Genomic DNA, 15,902 nt, shown 5'->3' on the forward strand with positions numbered 1-15,902 from the left:
CGGCCGAACATTTTTCCTTCTCCGGCGTTCGGATGACGAAGCTGGAGAAGGAGATGTGTCATGCCAGCCAAATCAAAGGCGCAGCAGAAAGCCGCCGGCGCGGCACTCTCTGCCAAGCGCGGCGACGCGAAGAAGAGCGACCTCAAGGGCGCGTCCCGCGACATGTACGAGTCGATGAGCGAGAAGCAGCTCGACGAGTTGGCCTCCACCAAGCGCAAGGGCAAGCCCGAGCACGTCGACAAGGACAAGTAAATTCCCGAATGGAATGAGAAAGGGCGGCCGGAGTGCCGCCCTTTGTATTGATGCCTATTTCTTCTTGTTGAAGGCTGCGGCGAGAGCGGCTCCCAGCGCTCCCTGCCCTGCCCCGCCCTCACGAGAACGATCGTTGCGGCCACTACCCCTGGCGTGCTGCGGCATATTTTGTCGTCCGCCGCTTGCGGGACGTTCATTGGAGCGCCCGCCGCCGGCACCAGCATCCTTGCGCATCGACAGCCCGATGCGATTGCGCTTGATGTCGACCTCTGTGACGGTGACCTTCACCACGTCGCCTGCCTTCACCACCTCATGCGGATCCTTGATGAAGCGATCGGCCAGCTGCGACACGTGCACCAGGCCGTCCTGGTGGACGCCGATGTCAACGAAGGCGCCGAAGGCGGCGACGTTGGTCACCGTCCCTTCAAGCACCATGCCGGGCTTGAGGTCCTTGATGTCATCGATGCCTTCCGCGAAGGTTGCGGTCTTGAAGGCCGGGCGCGGGTCGCGGCCGGGCTTTTCCAACTCGGCAATTATGTCCTTGACCGTCGGAAGGCCGAAGCGTTCGTCAACGAAGACCCGCGGATCGAGCGCCTTGAGGGCGGCAGCGTCACCCATCAACGCGCGCACGTCACGGCCGCAGGCCTGGACGATCTTTCGGGCAACGCCATAGGCTTCCGGGTGCACCGCTGAAGCATCGAGCGGCTCGTCACCGTCGCGGATGCGCAGGAAGCCCGCGCTCTGCTCAAAGGTGCGCTGGCCAAGCCGCGCAACGTTCAGCAGTTCCTTTCGGCTCCTGAACGGGCCGTTGGCATTTCGATGCGCCACAATGGCTTCGGCGAGAGAGGAGCCGAGGCCCGACACGCGCGCGAGCAGCGAAGCGGAAGCCGTGTTGAGGTCGACGCCGACCGCGTTCACCGCGTCCTCGACCACCGCGTCCAGCGCGCGTGCGAGGCGATACTGGTCGACGTCGTGCTGGTACTGGCCGACGCCGATTGACTTCGGCTCGATCTTCACGAGCTCGGCGAGCGGGTCCTGCAGGCGGCGGGCAATCGAGACCGCGCCGCGCAGCGACACGTCGAGGTCGGGAAATTCGGCCGCAGCGGTTTCGGATGCGGAATAGACGGAGGCGCCCGCTTCCGAAACGATCACCTTGATCGGCTTCGGCGGCGGCATGTCGGAGATCATCTCGGCGACCAGTTTTTCGGTCTCGCGGCTACCGGTGCCATTGCCGATAGCGATCAGCTCGACATTGTGCTTGCGGATCAGCGAGGCGAGTTCGGCCTGCGTGCCACGCACGTCGTTCTTCGGCGGGAACGGGTATACCGTCGTCGTTGCGAGCACCTTGCCCGTCCCGTCGACAACCGCCACCTTCACGCCGGTACGGATGCCGGGGTCGAGGCCCATGGTCGGACGCGAGCCGGCGGGCGCGGCCAGCAGCAGGTCCTTGAGGTTGCGGGCAAAGACGTTGATCGCCTCTTCGTCAGCACGCTCGCGCATGTCGCGCATGAGGTCGAGCGAGAGTGACAACGACAGCTTCACGCGCCAGGTCCAGCCAGCGACGTCGAGCAACCAAGCATCGCCCGGCAGCGTCGAGCCGATGTCGTAGGCGTTGGCGATCATCCGCACCACCGGCTTTATCGGCGACGGATCGTCGGCATCGACCTCTATGTCGAGCGCCAGCACGTCCTCGTTGCGTCCGCGCAACATGGCGAGCGCGCGGTGGCTCGGTACCGTCGCCCAGCGTTCGACGTGGTCGAAATAGTCTGAGAACTTGGCACCGGCTTCTTGCTTACCCTCGATCACGCGGGAGCGCAGGAAGGCGTGCTCCTTCATGTAGTTGCGCAGCTTGCCGATCAGTTCAGCATTTTCCGAGACCCGCTCGGCGATAATGTCGCGCGCACCTTCCAGCGCCGACTTCACGTCCGGCACTTCGTCGGTGATGTAGCCGGCTGCCAGCTCGCCCGGCAGTGAAGCACGATTGGCAAGGATTGCCTCGGCCAGTGGCAGCAGGCCGCGCTCGATCGCGATCTGCGCCTTGGTGCGGCGCTTCGGCTTGTAGGGAAGGTAAAGGTCCTCAAGGTCCGCCTTGGTAGCAGCCGCCGCGATGCCGGCTTCCAGCGCCGGGGTCAGCTTGCCCTGCTCGCGGATCGAGTTGAGGATCGTCTCGCGCCGCGCTTCCAGTTCGCGCAGGTAGATCAGCCGTTCAGAGAGAAGACGAAGCTGCGTGTCATCCAGCCCGCCGGTGACTTCCTTGCGGTAGCGGGCGATGAACGGGACGGTCGCTCCCTCGTCCAGCAGCCCGATCGCTGCCTCGGCCTGTTGCGGTCGTGCTCCGATCTCGTCGGCGATACGGGCGGCAAGCTTTTTGATGTCTGTAGCCATAACTCACACGGAATCAGAAGAACGGGGCACCGTACCCACGCACGGAGGTGATTTCTAACCTTTGTGAGGTGCGACATCCGGCGCAGGGCTTCTGCTGTCTATAGCGCCTGCTAACGCCTTGAAAACGCCGAAAAAATCCCCACATTGAAGTTATGTGCATGAAAACGTTCATCAGAATGACGAGGCTTGCCGGCGAAGCGCGGACTTCGGCCCGGAGCGTCGTTCTTCATCCTGAACGCCGCACCTGACCAGGACGCTCCGGGCACAGCCTCAAGAACATAGCGGCTTTTGCGATGCTAACGGCATCGCCAAGCTGGAGCGTGCCAATGTACCATTTCTGGAACCGCCCGATCTGTCCTTCCTGCCGTCGAACCCTTCCGCGAGCCGCCTGGCGCTGCCCGTGGTGCAAGGTGCCCGCCCCGATCCATCCACGTGACGGCATGGGAGGGCTGCGTTGACCGCGATCATCGAACAGGTTGAAACCCACCCGCGTCCTGCAGTTCTCGAAGCGTCCGCCCGGCAATACGGTGTTCTGCCGTGGCGGCTCTCCGGTAATGGCGAGTTGCAGATCTTGCTCATCACGTCCTTGAAGCGGCGGCGCTGGGTCGTGCCAAAGGGCTGGCCCGCCAGCGGACAGGCGCCGTTCATGGCCGCTGCCATTGAGGCCTTCGAGGAGGCCGGCGTCATTGGTGACATCGGCCCCAACATCGTTGCCGAATACAGCTGCATGAGCGATCGGGAGGTCGGCCCCCCCCTCCCCTGCCGGGTTACCCTCTTCGGCTTCCGGGTGCGGGGGACGCTGACGCATTGGCAGGATGCGGGTAGGCGGAAGCGGCGCTGGTTTAACGTCAGTGAAGCTGCGAAGCTGATCGACGAACCTGAGCTTGCCGAGTTCCTTGCGCGCCTCGCCGAGGAACCGGAAATCCTCACCAGACAGCCACGGCGGCGTATACTACCCGCTTCGTGAGGCGCGTTATCGCCAACGCAAGTTTAACGGGAGAAACTGAAGCGGCGGCCAATGAAATTATTGATCGCCGCTCCATTGGTGCTATAAGGCCCGCCTGCTTATGATGCAGCTTCATCTACTGGTTGGAGAGGACGCCATGATGTGCGACGCCCTCTTCCAATTGGGGATGGGCCCAGTCGTACTGGAAGCCACCCAAACGGAAGAACCTTCGAGCATGCCGCTCATGAGAGCGTGCGATGCCAGTCTCCGTGATACCTTCGCCGGTATGACGCCCCAGTTGCGCCTGCCATTCAGGCCGAATTTTCCGTACCCACGCCGAGGTAACAGCGCGAAAGCGCTTGTTACTTCGGCATAGACGATGCCTGCCAACCTCGGCGAGGCTGGCAGCTGAGCATTAACTTCCCACGCGGCTGGCACACCGCTGCGTGATCCATCTCCCGTAATTCCGGCAAATGCCGGCAAGAATTAGCAGGTCTGCCCATGTCCGCTTCGAGCGAGCCGCGTACGCCTTACTACCTGATCGACAAGTCCAAGCTTCTGGCGAACATGCAGAAGATCGACCGCGTGCGCGAGCAGTCGGGCGCGAAGGCGCTGCTGGCGTTGAAGTGCTTTGCCACCTGGTCGGTGTTCGACCTGATGCGCGAGCACATGGACGGCACGACCTCGTCGTCGCTCAACGAGGTGCGCCTTGGCCGCCAGCGCTTCGGCGGCGAGACGCACGCCTATTCGGTGGCGTGGGCTGACCATGAGATCGATGAGGCCGTGTCCTACTCGGACAAGATCATCTTCAACTCGATCCAGCAGCTGGAGCGCTTTGCGGGTAATGCTGCGGGCATCGTGCGCGGCCTTCGCCTCAACCCCGGCGTATCGTCCTCGTCCTTTGACCTTGCCGATCCGGCGCGTTCGTTCTCGCGCCTGGGCGAGTGGGACCAGGAGAAGGTGCTGCCGGTTATGGACAAGATCACCGGCTTCATGATCCACAACAACTGCGAGAATAGCGACTTCGGCCTGTTCTCCCGCATGCTTGACCAGATCGAGGAGCGGTTCGGCGAGCTCCTGAAGCGCGCCGAGTGGGTCAGCCTTGGCGGCGGCATCCACTTCACCGGCGAAGGCTACCCAATCGACGACTTCTGCGCGCGCCTCAAGGCCTTCTCGCAGAAGTTCGGCGTGCAGGTCTATCTCGAGCCGGGTGAGGCTTCGATCACCAAGTCGACGACTCTTGAGGTGACCGTGCTCGACACGCTGTTCAACGGCAAGCACCTCGCCGTGGTCGACTCATCGATCGAGGCGCATATGCTCGACCTGTTGATCTACCGCGAGAACGCGAAGATCGCGCCGAACCAGGGCGACCACGAGATCATGATCTGCGGCAAGTCGTGCCTGGCTGGCGACATCTTCGGCACGTTCCGCTTCCCAGAGCCCCTGAAGGTCGGCGACCGCATTTCGGTGCAGGACGCCGCCGGCTACACGATGGTCAAGAAGAACTGGTTCAACGGCGTGGCCATGCCCGCTATCGCAATCCGCGAGCTGGACGGATCGATCCGCACCGTTCGCGAGTTTGGCTACGACGACTACGAGTCGAGCCTCTCCTGAGTTAACCTCCCCTGTTGCATGGAGTTCACGCACGGAATGAAAAAGAACGTCCTCATCATCGGTGCCGGAGGCGTGGCGCAGGTCGTCGCGCACAAGTGTGCCCAGAACAACGATGTGCTTGGCGACATCCATATCGCTTCGCGCACGCTGGCCAAGTGCGAGGCCATCGTGGCTTCCGTTCGGGAGAAGAATGCTCTCAAGACCGACGGCAAGCTGGAAGCCCACGCGCTGAACGCGCTGGATGTGGACGCCACGAAGGCGCTGATCGAGAAGACCGGTGCCCAGATCGTCATTAACGTGGGCTCCGCCTTCCTGAACATGTCGGTCATGTCGGCCTGCATCGCCACCGGTGCGGCCTACATCGACACGGCTATCCACGAGGATCCGCTGAAGATCTGCGAGACACCGCCGTGGTACGCGAACTACGAGTGGAAGCGTCGCGAGGAGTGCGAGAAGGCCGGTGTGACGGCTATTCTTGGCGCAGGTTTCGACCCGGGCGTCGTCAACGCCTATGCCAAGCTCGCCCTTGATGAGTACTTCGACAAGGTCGACTCCATCGACATCGTCGACATCAACGCCGGCAGCCACGGCCGCTGGTTCGCGACCAACTTCGACCCGGAGATCAACTTCCGCGAATTCACCGGCCAGGTCTGGTCGTGGCAGAACGGTCAGTGGGTCTCGAACAAGATGTTCGAGATCGGCAAGGAGTGGGACCTGCCCGTCGTCGGCAAGCAGAAGGCCTACATGACCGGCCACGACGAGGTCCACTCGCTGTCGCAGAATCTGGGCGTCCCGAACGTCCGCTTCTGGATGGGCTTCTCGGACCACTACATCAACGTCTTCACGGTGCTGAAGAACCTCGGCCTGCTTTCCGAGCAGCCGATCAAGACCGCCGAGGGCCTCGAGGTGGTTCCGCTGAAGGTGGTGAAGGCCGTGCTGCCGGATCCAAGCTCGCTCGCGCCCGACTACACCGGCAAGACTTGCATTGGTGACCTCGTCAAGGGCACCAAGGATGGCAAGGAGCGAGAGGTCTTCATCTACAACGTCGCGGACCACAAGGAAGCCTACGAGGAAGTCGGCAGCCAGGGCATCTCCTACACCGCCGGCGTTCCGGCCGTCGCCGCGGCGATGTTGATCGCCACCGGCGAGTGGGACGTGAAGAAGATGGCGAATGTCGAGGACCTGCCGCCGCAGCCGTTCCTCGGCCTCCTAAACAAGATCGGCCTGCCGACCCGGATCAAGGATGAGAACGGCGACCGCGATCTCACCTTCTGATGAAATCAGCACGGCCTGGAGCACTCGCCCGGGCCGTTCTTTTTCAAGCCGCTGTGGATGACTGCGGTTGCGGGGGAACGAAGTCGAAGCAGCGGCATTTGCAGGACAAATGCCAGACCCTTCGCACAACTCTCCGCCACCCATCCTGTCGCCTAGAGGGACCGCCTTCTTCCTCGACCTCGACGGGACTCTTGCCGAAATAGTCTCCGATCCGCTCGAAGCGCGGGTGGCACAGGAGACGCTCGACGTTCTTGCGCGCCTGCAGGACGCGACACGCGGCGCCGTTGCCGTCGTGTCGGGGCGCAGCCTCGTCCAGCTTGAAACGATGCTCCATCCGTTGCGACTGCCGATGGCCGGGGTGCATGGAGCAGAACTGCGCAACGGCGAGGGCGTGGTCCGACGTGCGGAGGTCGACTCCGATCTCCTCGCAGACATCGTCTCTGCTGTCGTTGAGTTTACATCGCTACAGCGCGGCCTGCTGGCAGAGGCAAAGTCCGGCTCGGTTGCCCTGCATTATCGCAAGCGTCCGGAGCTCGAAACGATCTGCCGAGACTTTGCACGCGAGCTTGCCAAGCGCGACCGGCGCATCCGCCTGCTGCCGGGCAAGATGGTGATCGAGCTGACACTGGCGCAGCTCACCAAGGGCGATGCGATCGCCGAGTTCATGGCGCAGCCCCCTTTTGCCGGGCGCCTGCCCTTTTTCGCCGGTGACGACGTGACCGATGAGGCAGGGTTCGGGATCGTCAACGGGATGCTTGGCGTCACGGTCAAGGTTGGGGCGGGAGCGACTTCAGCGAACTACCGCCTCGCCTCCGTGCGCGACGTGACCCGCTACCTCGCACAAGTGCTGGACGACCGGGCCGCGGGACAGGGAACAGAGTGAACGTTGAGATTGTTGGCGCTGATGAAGAAGGGTCCGGTCTCGCTTCGATGATCGCAGGCCCGCGGGGATAGCTGAACTAATGAGCAGGCTTGTCATCGTATCCAATCGCGTTGCTGACCTTCGGGCAGGTGCCCATTCCGGCGGGCTCGCGGTCGGGCTTGCCGATGCGCTGAAGGAGCGCGGAGGCATCTGGTTCGGCTGGGATGGCGAGGAAGACGGAACGACCGGGGCAGAGCCGCAGGTAGAGACCATCGGCAAGGTTGAACGCATTGCTGCTTCGCTGTCTGCCGAGGACCTCGCCAACTACTACCTCGGCTACGCCAACAGTGTCCTATGGCCGATGTTTCACTACCGGCTCGACCTCGTCGACTACCAGACGGAATTTTCGGAGAGCTACTGGCGCGTTAACGAGACCTTCGCGCGGCAGCTCATGCGGTTCCTGAACCCCGACGACCTCATTTGGGTGCACGACTACCATCTCATCCCGCTCGCCGGATTTTTGCGTCAGCTCGGCTGCCGGCAGAAGATCGGTTTCTTCCTGCACATCCCCTTCCCGCCGAGCGACCTGCTTTCGGCCGCGCCGGAACACACGCGGCTGGTGGATGCGTTGCTCAACTACGACCTGATCGGCTTCCAGACACAGACCGACGTCAACAATCTCAGGCACTACCTGGTCGAAAGTGCCACCGCGGAGCAGCTGGATGAAAACACGTTCAGCTTCGGCGACCGGATCCTGCGTATCGACCGGTTCCCGATAGGGATCGACGCGGCGGGTTTTGCCGACATGGCGATTGAAGCCGATGATGAAGTTGTGATGGATCAGATGCGGCGCAGGATCCTGGGCCGCCGGCAGATCATCGGCCTCGACCGGCTCGACTATTCCAAGGGCCTGCCGGAACGGTTCAAAGCATTCGGGCGGCTGCTCGAACAGCATCCGGAGCTTTCGAAGAAGGTCAGCTTTCTGCAGGTCGCCTCCCCTACTCGCGAGGCGGTTGATGCCTATGCGGACATCCGCATCGAACTCGAAACTCTCACCGGTTCGATCAACGGCCGCTTCGCCGACTTCAACTGGACGCCGCTGCGCTACATCAATCGCGCTATCCCGCGTGAGGTTCTGGCGCCGCTCTATCGCGGCAGCCAGGTGGGTTTTGTCACGCCGCTACGTGACGGCATGAACCTGGTCGCCAAGGAATATGTCGCCGCGCAGAAGCCGAGCGACCCGGGCGTTCTGGTCTTGTCACAGTTCGCTGGCGCGGCGGAAGAGCTAACCGAGGCCCTTATCGTCAACCCGTACGACATCGACGAGATGGCGCGCCAGCTGCATCGTGCCCTCGAAATGCCGTTGGACGAGCGGCGCGAGCGCCACGCAGCGCTGCGCCAAAAAGTGTTCCAGCAGGACGCGCGCGCCTGGCTGAATTCGTTCCTGAACGTGCTCGAAGGGGCTGGTGCTGCTCCGGCCAAAGACCTCGCCGATCAGGTCCTTCCGGGCGAGCGCACCGCGCAAAGCAGCTAGAGTACGTCTTCCCAGCGCCGCGACAGGTGCATCGCCGCGTAGATCAGGCCGACCATCGAATAGGTCTGCGGGAAGTTGCCCCACAACTCGCCTGTGTCCACGTGCAGGCCCTCCGATAAGAGGCCAAGGTGGTTGCGGCGCGAGAGGACGTCTTCGAAGATCTGCCGCGCGTCGGCGTGGCGCCCGGCGCGTGCAAGAGCGTCGATCAGCCAGAATGTACAGGCGGTGAACGCCGTTTCCGGCTCGCCAAAATCGTCGGGCGTGCGGTAGCGATAAAGGTGGTTGCCGAAGCGCAGGTGCTGCTCGCACGCATGCAGGGTTGCGAGGAAGCGCGGATCGTGCGCCGGCAGGAAGCCAAGCTCCGCAATCATCAGCAGGCTTGCATCGAGGTCCTTGCCGCCGAAACTCGAGACGAAGCTTTGCAATTCTTCGTTCCATGCCTGCTCTAGGATGCCGGTATGAATGCGATCGGCGTGACCGCGCCAGTATGCTGTGCGTTTGGTGAGGCCGAGCCGGGCTCCGATCTTGGCGAGCCGGTCGCACGCTGCCCAGCACATGATTGCCGAATGGGTGTGGATCGCGCCGCGCGTGCGGAATTCCCACAGTCCGGCGTCCGTCTGGTTCCATCGGTTGGCTGCCTGCTCGCCAAGCCGCTCCAGCCGCTCGTAGAGGGCTAGCCCGCCCATGGTCGGCAGCCGCTCGTCAAAGAAACACTGGGTGATCGCCAGGATGACGGAACCGTAGCCGTCGTTCTGAACTTGCGTGTAGGCGGCATTGCCCCGGCGGACCGGGCCATACCCGCGATAACCTGGCAGCCCGTCAACAATCACCTCATCGACCCGCCGCTCCAGGCCGAGGCCAAACAGCGGTTGCAGGTAGCCGTCCGGTGAACTCGCGGCGATATTGGAGACATAGGCGAGATAGTCTTCCATCGTCTTGGTCGCGCCGAGCAGGTTCAGCGCCTTGACGGTAAAGTAGGAGTCACGCAGCCAGCAGAAGCGGTAGTCCCAGGTCCGGCCGCTCGCGCCGTATTCGGGAATCGAGGTCGTCAGTGCGGCGACGATGCCGCCGGTCTCCTCGTTCGAGCAGAGCTTCAGAGTTATCGCCGAGCGGATGACAACGTCCTGGTAGTCGATAGGCACAGAGAGGTAGCGGACCCATTCGAACCAGTAGTCCTGCGTCTCTTCCAGGAACCGGCGTGCGAGCTGGACAGGGCCCTCTGAAAGCCGCTCGTCGGGGCCGAGCAAGAACGCGTATGGGCGATCAACCAGAAAAGGGCGGCTGCGCTCAATGAACTCCACAGGCGCGTTCGTGGTCAGGCGAAGTACCTGATCGCCCAGCAGGTAGCGGATGTGGCTGGTGCCCCTCGTTGTGTCGGGCACCGCAGCGCCATAGTCGTGGAGCGGTCGCACGCGCATCGTCATGCGTGGTGAGCCCTCGATCGGCTCGACCAGCCGGACGATCATCTGCGGCCGGAAGATGCGACCGGCCGATTTGAAGCGCGGCGCGAAGTCGGTGATCCGCAGGCGGCTGCCATCGTCGTCCGTCAGGATGGTTTCGATAATGGCGGTGTTGCGCAGGTATCTCTGCTCGCTGTGGGCTAGCCGCTCCAGCGAGATCGTCCATGCGCCCTCCCCCTGATCCCCATTGCGCAGCAGGCTGCAGAAAACCGGATCACCGTCCATGCGTGGCGCGCACATCCAGACGATGCTGGCGTTGCGGTCTACCAGCGCAGCGGCCGCCGCGTTGCCGATCACGCCGAGATCGAGGGTGGAGGTTGCGGGACCTGCGGTCATGCCTTTTCCTTTCAGCTGGGGGCTCTGCAAAATCTGCGTGGAGAGGCTGGCGAAAGCCAGCCGAAATCTTGAGCTCGTTAGTTATTCGTGCTGCCCCAGCGGAAACGGCTTCGAAATGAAGCGGGAGCCGGCAAGACCGAACCGCCATGGCTGTTCGACGGCGCGCGAGATGCCGATGCGCGGACCGCAAGCGACAGGATGCGGTCGGGCAGGCAAGCGCAGCTGAAATGGAGCGCCCTGCAGTGACCGCCCGTTCAGCGAAATGTCGACGGCGAGCGCCTGGCATAACCGCCCCGGGCCCGCAGCCAGCAGGCGCAATTTCTCCATGCCGCGGCGCACCTGCATGTGCTCGATACCGGAAGTCGGCTCCAGCGCGCGCAGGAGCACGGCACTGCCCGGTTCACACACCACATTGAGACACCAGTGGATGCCGTAGGAGCGATAGACGTAAGCGGTCCCGGGATCGCCGAACATCGCGGCGTTGCGCGCAGTCTTGCCGCTAAAACTATGTGACGCCGGATCATCCGGCGTATAGGCTTCCGTCTCGACGATGATGCCCCCTACTCCGTCTACGAGAAGTTGGAAGCCGATCAGCTCCCGTGCCACCGACACGGCGTAGCGAGCGAAGAAGTCGGCGGGAGGAGCAAGCGAGGGAAGTTCTGTCATGGAAGGCAAAGCGCTGAATCCGCTCCTCAACCTGTTTGCTGTGGGATCGTTCCGCGCCCTCCCTTTCGCTAGTCCTGCTTCGCAGGCAGGGTTGCACCGAGGATGCAGCAGGCGACCATCACCGCAGCGGCGAGACCGTACACGCCCGTAAATGCATGGGCAAATTCGGCTGGACCCAGATCGGCTGCGGCAGCGCTGCCCTCCGAAGGCAGACGCTGGTTGAGTATCGAGCCATAGAGTGAGGTTGCGACCGCAGCACCCGCGATCCGGAACAGGCTCACCGCACCGGTCGTTGAGCCGAGGTCCTTCTTTGGGGCATGTAATTGTGCCAGCAGCGTCGGCACCTGCTGTCCAAGACCGCTGGTGAGGCCGAGGCCGGCGAAAAGAACTCCCAAAACCCAAAGCGGCTGGCCAGCCGGCAGGAAGGCAAGCAGCAGGAACATCACCGCGCATCCGGCAAGGCCAAGGCACATCACCTTGCGGTACTGGCCGGTGCGCGAGATCCAGCGGCCGCTGACCAGCGACCCAGCTGAAATGCCCAGCATCAGCACGATGAAGAAGGAGCCGGCCGCCGAGGGTGCCAGGCCGGTGGTCTTCTGCAGGTAGAGTGCGTGGAAGTTGGCAAGGCCAAGCGCAATCGAGCCGGCACCCACCGAAATAGCGAGCAGTTTCCAGATCACTCTATGCCTGAGGATCGACAGCGCGATGATTGGCTCTGGCGCGCGCCGCTCGGCCCAGACGAACACGAAAGAAAGGATGATCAGACCTACGAGCAGGGCAATGGCTGGCTGTGCGGTGAAGCTTCCGAACAGCTGCGGGCTGTCGGACCAGATGACGAGGCAGGTGACGAGTGCGGCGATCACCGTGCCGCCAAGATAGTCGATCTTCGGCTTGCGGCCCGTCGGCTGGTCTGGCAGCACCTTGATCAGCAGCACGAGCGCAACCCCGCCGAGCGGCAAGTTCGCGAGGAAGATCGAACGCCACCCCCAATACTCCGTCATCACGCCGCCCAGGACCGGGCCGACGGCAGCGGACAAGAGCAGGACCAAGCTCGAGAAGCTCTGGTACCTGGCTCGCTCGCGTGGCTCAAAGAGGTCACCGGTGACGGCGAAGACCGAGACAATGATGCCACCTGCCCCGAGTCCCTGGAAAAGGCGCGCGGCGATCAAGCTGTTCATCGACGGAGCAACGCCGCAGGCAAGCGAGCCGAGCAGGAAAATCACCACTGCCGCGAGGAGCACCGTCTTGCGGCCAAACAGGTCGCCCAGCTTGCCGGAAATCGGCATCACCGCGCTGTGGGTGATCAGGTACGACGCCGCAACCCAGCTGTACTGCTCCATGCCGCCGAACTCCTGCACGATAGTTGGCAAGGCCGTTGCGACGATCTGGCTGTCGAGCATCGCAAGAAATGCGCAGCACATGAGGACGGCGAAGATGGTCCGCTTGGCCGAGGCGGAAAGTTCTTGGGGCATGGTCTTAGAGGATCGTGCTTGAAGTCTGAAAAGGTCTGAAAGGCGGAAATGGTACGGCAGTAGCAGATGGCCGGTCAGGCGGACGTTATCGACAGCCCTGTTGCCTGAGCTGTGAGCCTCGTCTATATGCATGACATGTCATCTATCGTCAAATCCTTCGACCGCCACTTCGGTGCGACGGGCCGTGACCGCCTCGGGCGTCTCTTCGGAGGAGTGCTGCGGAGGTGGCGGCGCCATGTTGACGAGGTGTTCCGGGAGGAGGGGTTTACCGAAGGGACCCGGGCGCCGTTGATCCTGCTCTACGATCTTGATGAGCCCGTGCGGCAGAAACATCTCGCCGATGAACTCGGCCTCGATCCGACCGCGCTTGTCAGGGTCATCGGCGTCCTGTCGCGCCGCGGCCTGGTCGAGTGCATCGCCGATCCGGCGGACAGGCGCGGCAAGCTGATTTCGCTCACGCAGGCCGGCAGGGAGTGTGCCGAGCGGCTGATTGGGCAGATCGTCGAGATCGAAAGGCGTCTGTTTTCAGACGTGACCGATGACGAGCTTGCCGTGGTTCGGACAGTGTTTGCAAAGGTGATGGCGCGGCTTGCCAGCGGCTGAAACACCTGCATGCCGGTTCGGCCGGCTCTTACCGTTTTCAGTTTCCTCCTTTTCCTTCCTGGTACCATGTCCCAACCTGCTTCGCGTGCCGACGCACCTGTCCGCGTTTCGCTCGCCCTGCTCGTGCTGATCGCCTTCAGCGGCACGCTCGCCATGCACATCTTCGTGCCGGCCCTGCCGCGCGCCGCCGAGGCGCTGGCGACGGACGGCCCGACCATCCAGCTCACCGTCACCATCTACATTCTCGGCCTTGCGATCGGCCAGCTGATCTACGGCTCGCTTGCCGACGCCTTCGGGCGCCGCCGCGCGGTGCTAATCGGCCTCTCCGTCTTTCTCGCGGGCTCCGTCGGCTGCTTTCTTGCCCCGAGTGTCGAACTGCTGCTGGTCGCACGTCTCGTTCAGGCACTCGGCGGAGCGGCCGGGCTTTCGCTCACCCGGGTTATCGTTGCCGATACCAATAAGGGCGCGGCAGCAACGCGCAACATCGCTGTCCTGAACATGATCCTGCTGATCGGCCCGGGTGTCGCGCCGGTCGTTGGTGCCCAGATTGCCGAACTGCTCGGCTGGCGCACGACCTTCATCTTCCTGTCGCTGATGGGGCTTACCGCGATTGCTCTTTCGGCCGTCCGGCTGCCCGAGACAGGCAATCCGACTGGCAGCTTCAGCCTCGGCAAGATGGCGGCCGACTTTGTCGGGCTCGTCCGCAACCGCAATTACCTGCAGTCGGCGGTTGGCGGCGCGCTGGGCTCGACGGCCTGCTACGCCTACTTCGTCTCTGCGCCCTTCATCCTGCACAGCGAGATGGGGCTCAGCATTCAGGCTGTCGGCTACAGCGTCGGGGGCACGCTCGGCGCGGCTGCGCTGGGGACGATGCTCACGCGCTCGATCGTCGGGAAGGTCAGCAACAAAATGATTTCTCTGACCTTCTCCATGATCGGCGTTGCCGCCGGCCTTATTTTCCTCGCCGGTGCGATCGGGGATTTCCTCAATCCGGTGCTGGTAATCACCTTGAGCTGCATCGTGCTGTTTTCCGCCGGCGCGCTTGGGCCGGTTTCGGTCGGCATGACCCTGAGCGACGCGGGGCCAATGGTCGCCGCCGCCTCAGGTGTTTATGGCTGCTTCCAGATGACGGTCGGCGTGATCTGCAGCTTCCTCGCCGGAACGTTCATCGACCACGAACTCGGCTGCGGCGTGATCCTCACCGCGGCCTATGTGATCTGTTGGTTGCTGTTCTTCCTGCGCTACAGGCGGGGCTGAAAGCGGTCGGACCACATCGATGGTTGGGTCTTCCTTGAGGAGACTCAGTAGCTAGCAAGAGGAGTGCCCCGAGCTTCATGGTACCCTCCCCTGCTCTCCCCTCCCCTACCCTACCGGCGGGTAATATTATGGAAGGCTAATGGAGAGGGTTTGATTTGTTACTCGCCACTGCTGGTTTGTTGGCAGCGTTCCGGCCTGGATCCTCGGGTCGGGCCCGAGGATGACGAGGTTGGGACTTAATCGTTAGGTCAAAAAGGCCGGGCGGCTGAACGCTTCTGGCAGGCACCTGCGCCACTGCAGAGTTCTTTCTCGTCAATCCAATCGTCATCCTCGGGCKCGACCCGAGGATCCAGGCCGGAATGCTTGAGCCGCACCGCGGTGACGGTCTGGTGACGGCATAACCTTGCTGCACGGCCTCGCCAAAAGAACAGCGCCGCGGGTGATGCGCGGCGCTGTGATGCTTGATGGTTAGCGAGGCTTCGCCTCAGGCCCTTTTGTTCTGCCGGTTCTCGATCAGATCGGTGACGACGGCGGGGTCGGCAAGCGTCGAGGTGTCGCCGAGCGACTCGAAGTCGTCCTCGGCGATCTTGCGCAGAATGCGGCGCATGATCTTGCCCGAACGCGTCTTCGGCAGGCCCGGTGAGAACTGGATCAGATCCGGCGAGGCGATCGGGCCGATTTCCTTGCGCACATGCGCAATCAGCTCCTTGCGTAATTCGTCCGAACCTTCCTCGCCCGCCATCAGCGTCACGTAGCAGTAGATGCCCTGACCCTTGATCGGGTGCGGATAGCCGACGACGGCTGCTTCCGAGACCTTTTCATGGGAGACGAGCGCGGATTCGACTTCCGCCGTGCCCATGCGGTGGCCCGAGACGTTGATGACGTCATCGACGCGGCCGGTGATCCAGTAATAGCCGTCCTCGTCGCGGCGGCAGCCGTCGCCGGTAAAGTACTTGCCCTTGTAGGTGGAAAAATAGGTCTGGATGAAGCGCTCATGGTCGCCATAGACGGTGCGCATCTGTCCCGGCCACGAGGCGATGATGCACAGATTGCCGTCGGCAGCCCCTTCGAGGACGTTGCCGTCATTGTCGACGAGCTGCGGCTGGACGCCGAAGAACGGCCGTGTCGCTGAACCTGGCTTCAGGTCCGTTGCGCCCGGCAGCGGGGTGATCAGGATGCCGCCGGTTTCGGTCTGCCACCAGGTGTCGACGATCGGCACCTTCTTCTCGCCGACGACATT

General features: G+C 62.9%; 13 protein-coding genes. 8 read left to right on the top strand and 5 right to left on the bottom strand.

What is annotated here, in order from left to right:
* The first annotated feature begins 60 nt into the window (after positions 1-60).
* Positions 61-252, top strand: a complete 192-nt coding sequence (locus L610_RS05160; RefSeq protein WP_144703039.1) for a DUF3008 family protein — start codon at positions 61-63, stop codon at positions 250-252.
* Positions 253-306: 54 nt separating this feature from the next.
* On the opposite strand, the gene L610_RS05165 is transcribed toward L610_RS05160, so the two are convergent.
* Positions 307-2,637: a Tex family protein gene (locus L610_RS05165; RefSeq protein WP_024848320.1), complete on the bottom strand. Its 2,331-nt coding sequence runs from the start codon at positions 2,635-2,637 to the stop codon at positions 307-309.
* 454 nt (positions 2,638-3,091) lie between these two features.
* Between L610_RS05165 and L610_RS05170 the strand changes: the two genes are divergently transcribed.
* The 5 genes from L610_RS05170 (at position 3,092) to L610_RS05190 (ending at position 8,868) form a co-directional block, all read left to right on the top strand.
* Positions 3,092-3,604 carry an NUDIX hydrolase gene (locus L610_RS05170; protein WP_246658923.1) on the top strand — a complete coding sequence of 171 codons (513 nt, stop codon included), beginning with the start codon at positions 3,092-3,094 and terminating at the stop codon, positions 3,602-3,604.
* A gap of 480 nt (positions 3,605-4,084) precedes the next feature.
* Positions 4,085-5,197: a carboxynorspermidine decarboxylase gene (locus L610_RS05175; RefSeq protein WP_144703042.1), complete on the top strand. Its 1,113-nt coding sequence runs from the start codon at positions 4,085-4,087 to the stop codon at positions 5,195-5,197.
* Between the two features lie 36 nt (positions 5,198-5,233).
* The gene (locus L610_RS05180) at positions 5,234-6,472 is read left to right on the top strand and encodes a saccharopine dehydrogenase family protein (RefSeq protein ID WP_024848324.1); all 1,239 of its coding nucleotides are present in this window, start codon (positions 5,234-5,236) and stop codon (positions 6,470-6,472) included.
* Positions 6,473-6,581: 109 nt separating this feature from the next.
* Complete coding sequence (gene otsB, locus L610_RS05185; protein WP_144703045.1) at positions 6,582-7,355, top strand: trehalose-phosphatase; 774 nt, start codon at positions 6,582-6,584, stop codon at positions 7,353-7,355.
* A gap of 79 nt (positions 7,356-7,434) precedes the next feature.
* Positions 7,435-8,868, top strand: coding sequence for a trehalose-6-phosphate synthase (locus L610_RS05190; protein ID WP_144703048.1), 1,434 nt, complete (start codon positions 7,435-7,437; stop codon positions 8,866-8,868).
* Here L610_RS05190 and L610_RS05195 read toward each other — a convergent pair.
* The 3 genes from L610_RS05195 to L610_RS05205 form a co-directional block, all read right to left on the bottom strand.
* Positions 8,865-10,664, bottom strand: a complete 1,800-nt coding sequence (locus tag L610_RS05195) for a glycoside hydrolase family 15 protein (protein WP_144703051.1) — start codon at positions 10,662-10,664, stop codon at positions 8,865-8,867. The genes L610_RS05190 and L610_RS05195 overlap by 4 nt on opposite strands.
* 81 nt (positions 10,665-10,745) lie before the next feature.
* Positions 10,746-11,330, bottom strand: coding sequence for a DNA-3-methyladenine glycosylase (locus L610_RS05200; protein ID WP_144703055.1), 585 nt, complete (start codon positions 11,328-11,330; stop codon positions 10,746-10,748).
* A gap of 68 nt (positions 11,331-11,398) precedes the next feature.
* The gene (locus L610_RS05205) at positions 11,399-12,802 is read right to left on the bottom strand and encodes an MFS transporter (protein ID WP_186441343.1); all 1,404 of its coding nucleotides are present in this window, start codon (positions 12,800-12,802) and stop codon (positions 11,399-11,401) included.
* A gap of 135 nt (positions 12,803-12,937) precedes the next feature.
* On the opposite strand from L610_RS05205, the gene L610_RS05210 reads away from it, so the two are divergent.
* Both L610_RS05210 and L610_RS05215 read left to right on the top strand, forming a co-directional pair.
* Positions 12,938-13,405, top strand: a complete 468-nt coding sequence (locus tag L610_RS05210) for a MarR family winged helix-turn-helix transcriptional regulator (RefSeq protein ID WP_186441344.1) — start codon at positions 12,938-12,940, stop codon at positions 13,403-13,405.
* A gap of 66 nt (positions 13,406-13,471) precedes the next feature.
* Positions 13,472-14,662, top strand: a complete 1,191-nt coding sequence (locus L610_RS05215) for a Bcr/CflA family efflux MFS transporter (RefSeq protein WP_186441346.1) — start codon at positions 13,472-13,474, stop codon at positions 14,660-14,662.
* Between the two features lie 484 nt (positions 14,663-15,146).
* Here the strand turns inward: L610_RS05215 and L610_RS05220 are convergent.
* Positions 15,147-15,902 (bottom strand): AMP-binding protein (locus L610_RS05220; RefSeq protein ID WP_144703068.1); only part of this gene is annotated, 756 nt, incomplete at its 5' end.

Origin of the sequence: Aminobacter sp. J44, from assembly GCF_007829415.1 — a bacterium.
In the GTDB taxonomy this organism is placed as follows: Bacteria; Pseudomonadota; Alphaproteobacteria; order Rhizobiales; family Rhizobiaceae; genus Aerobium.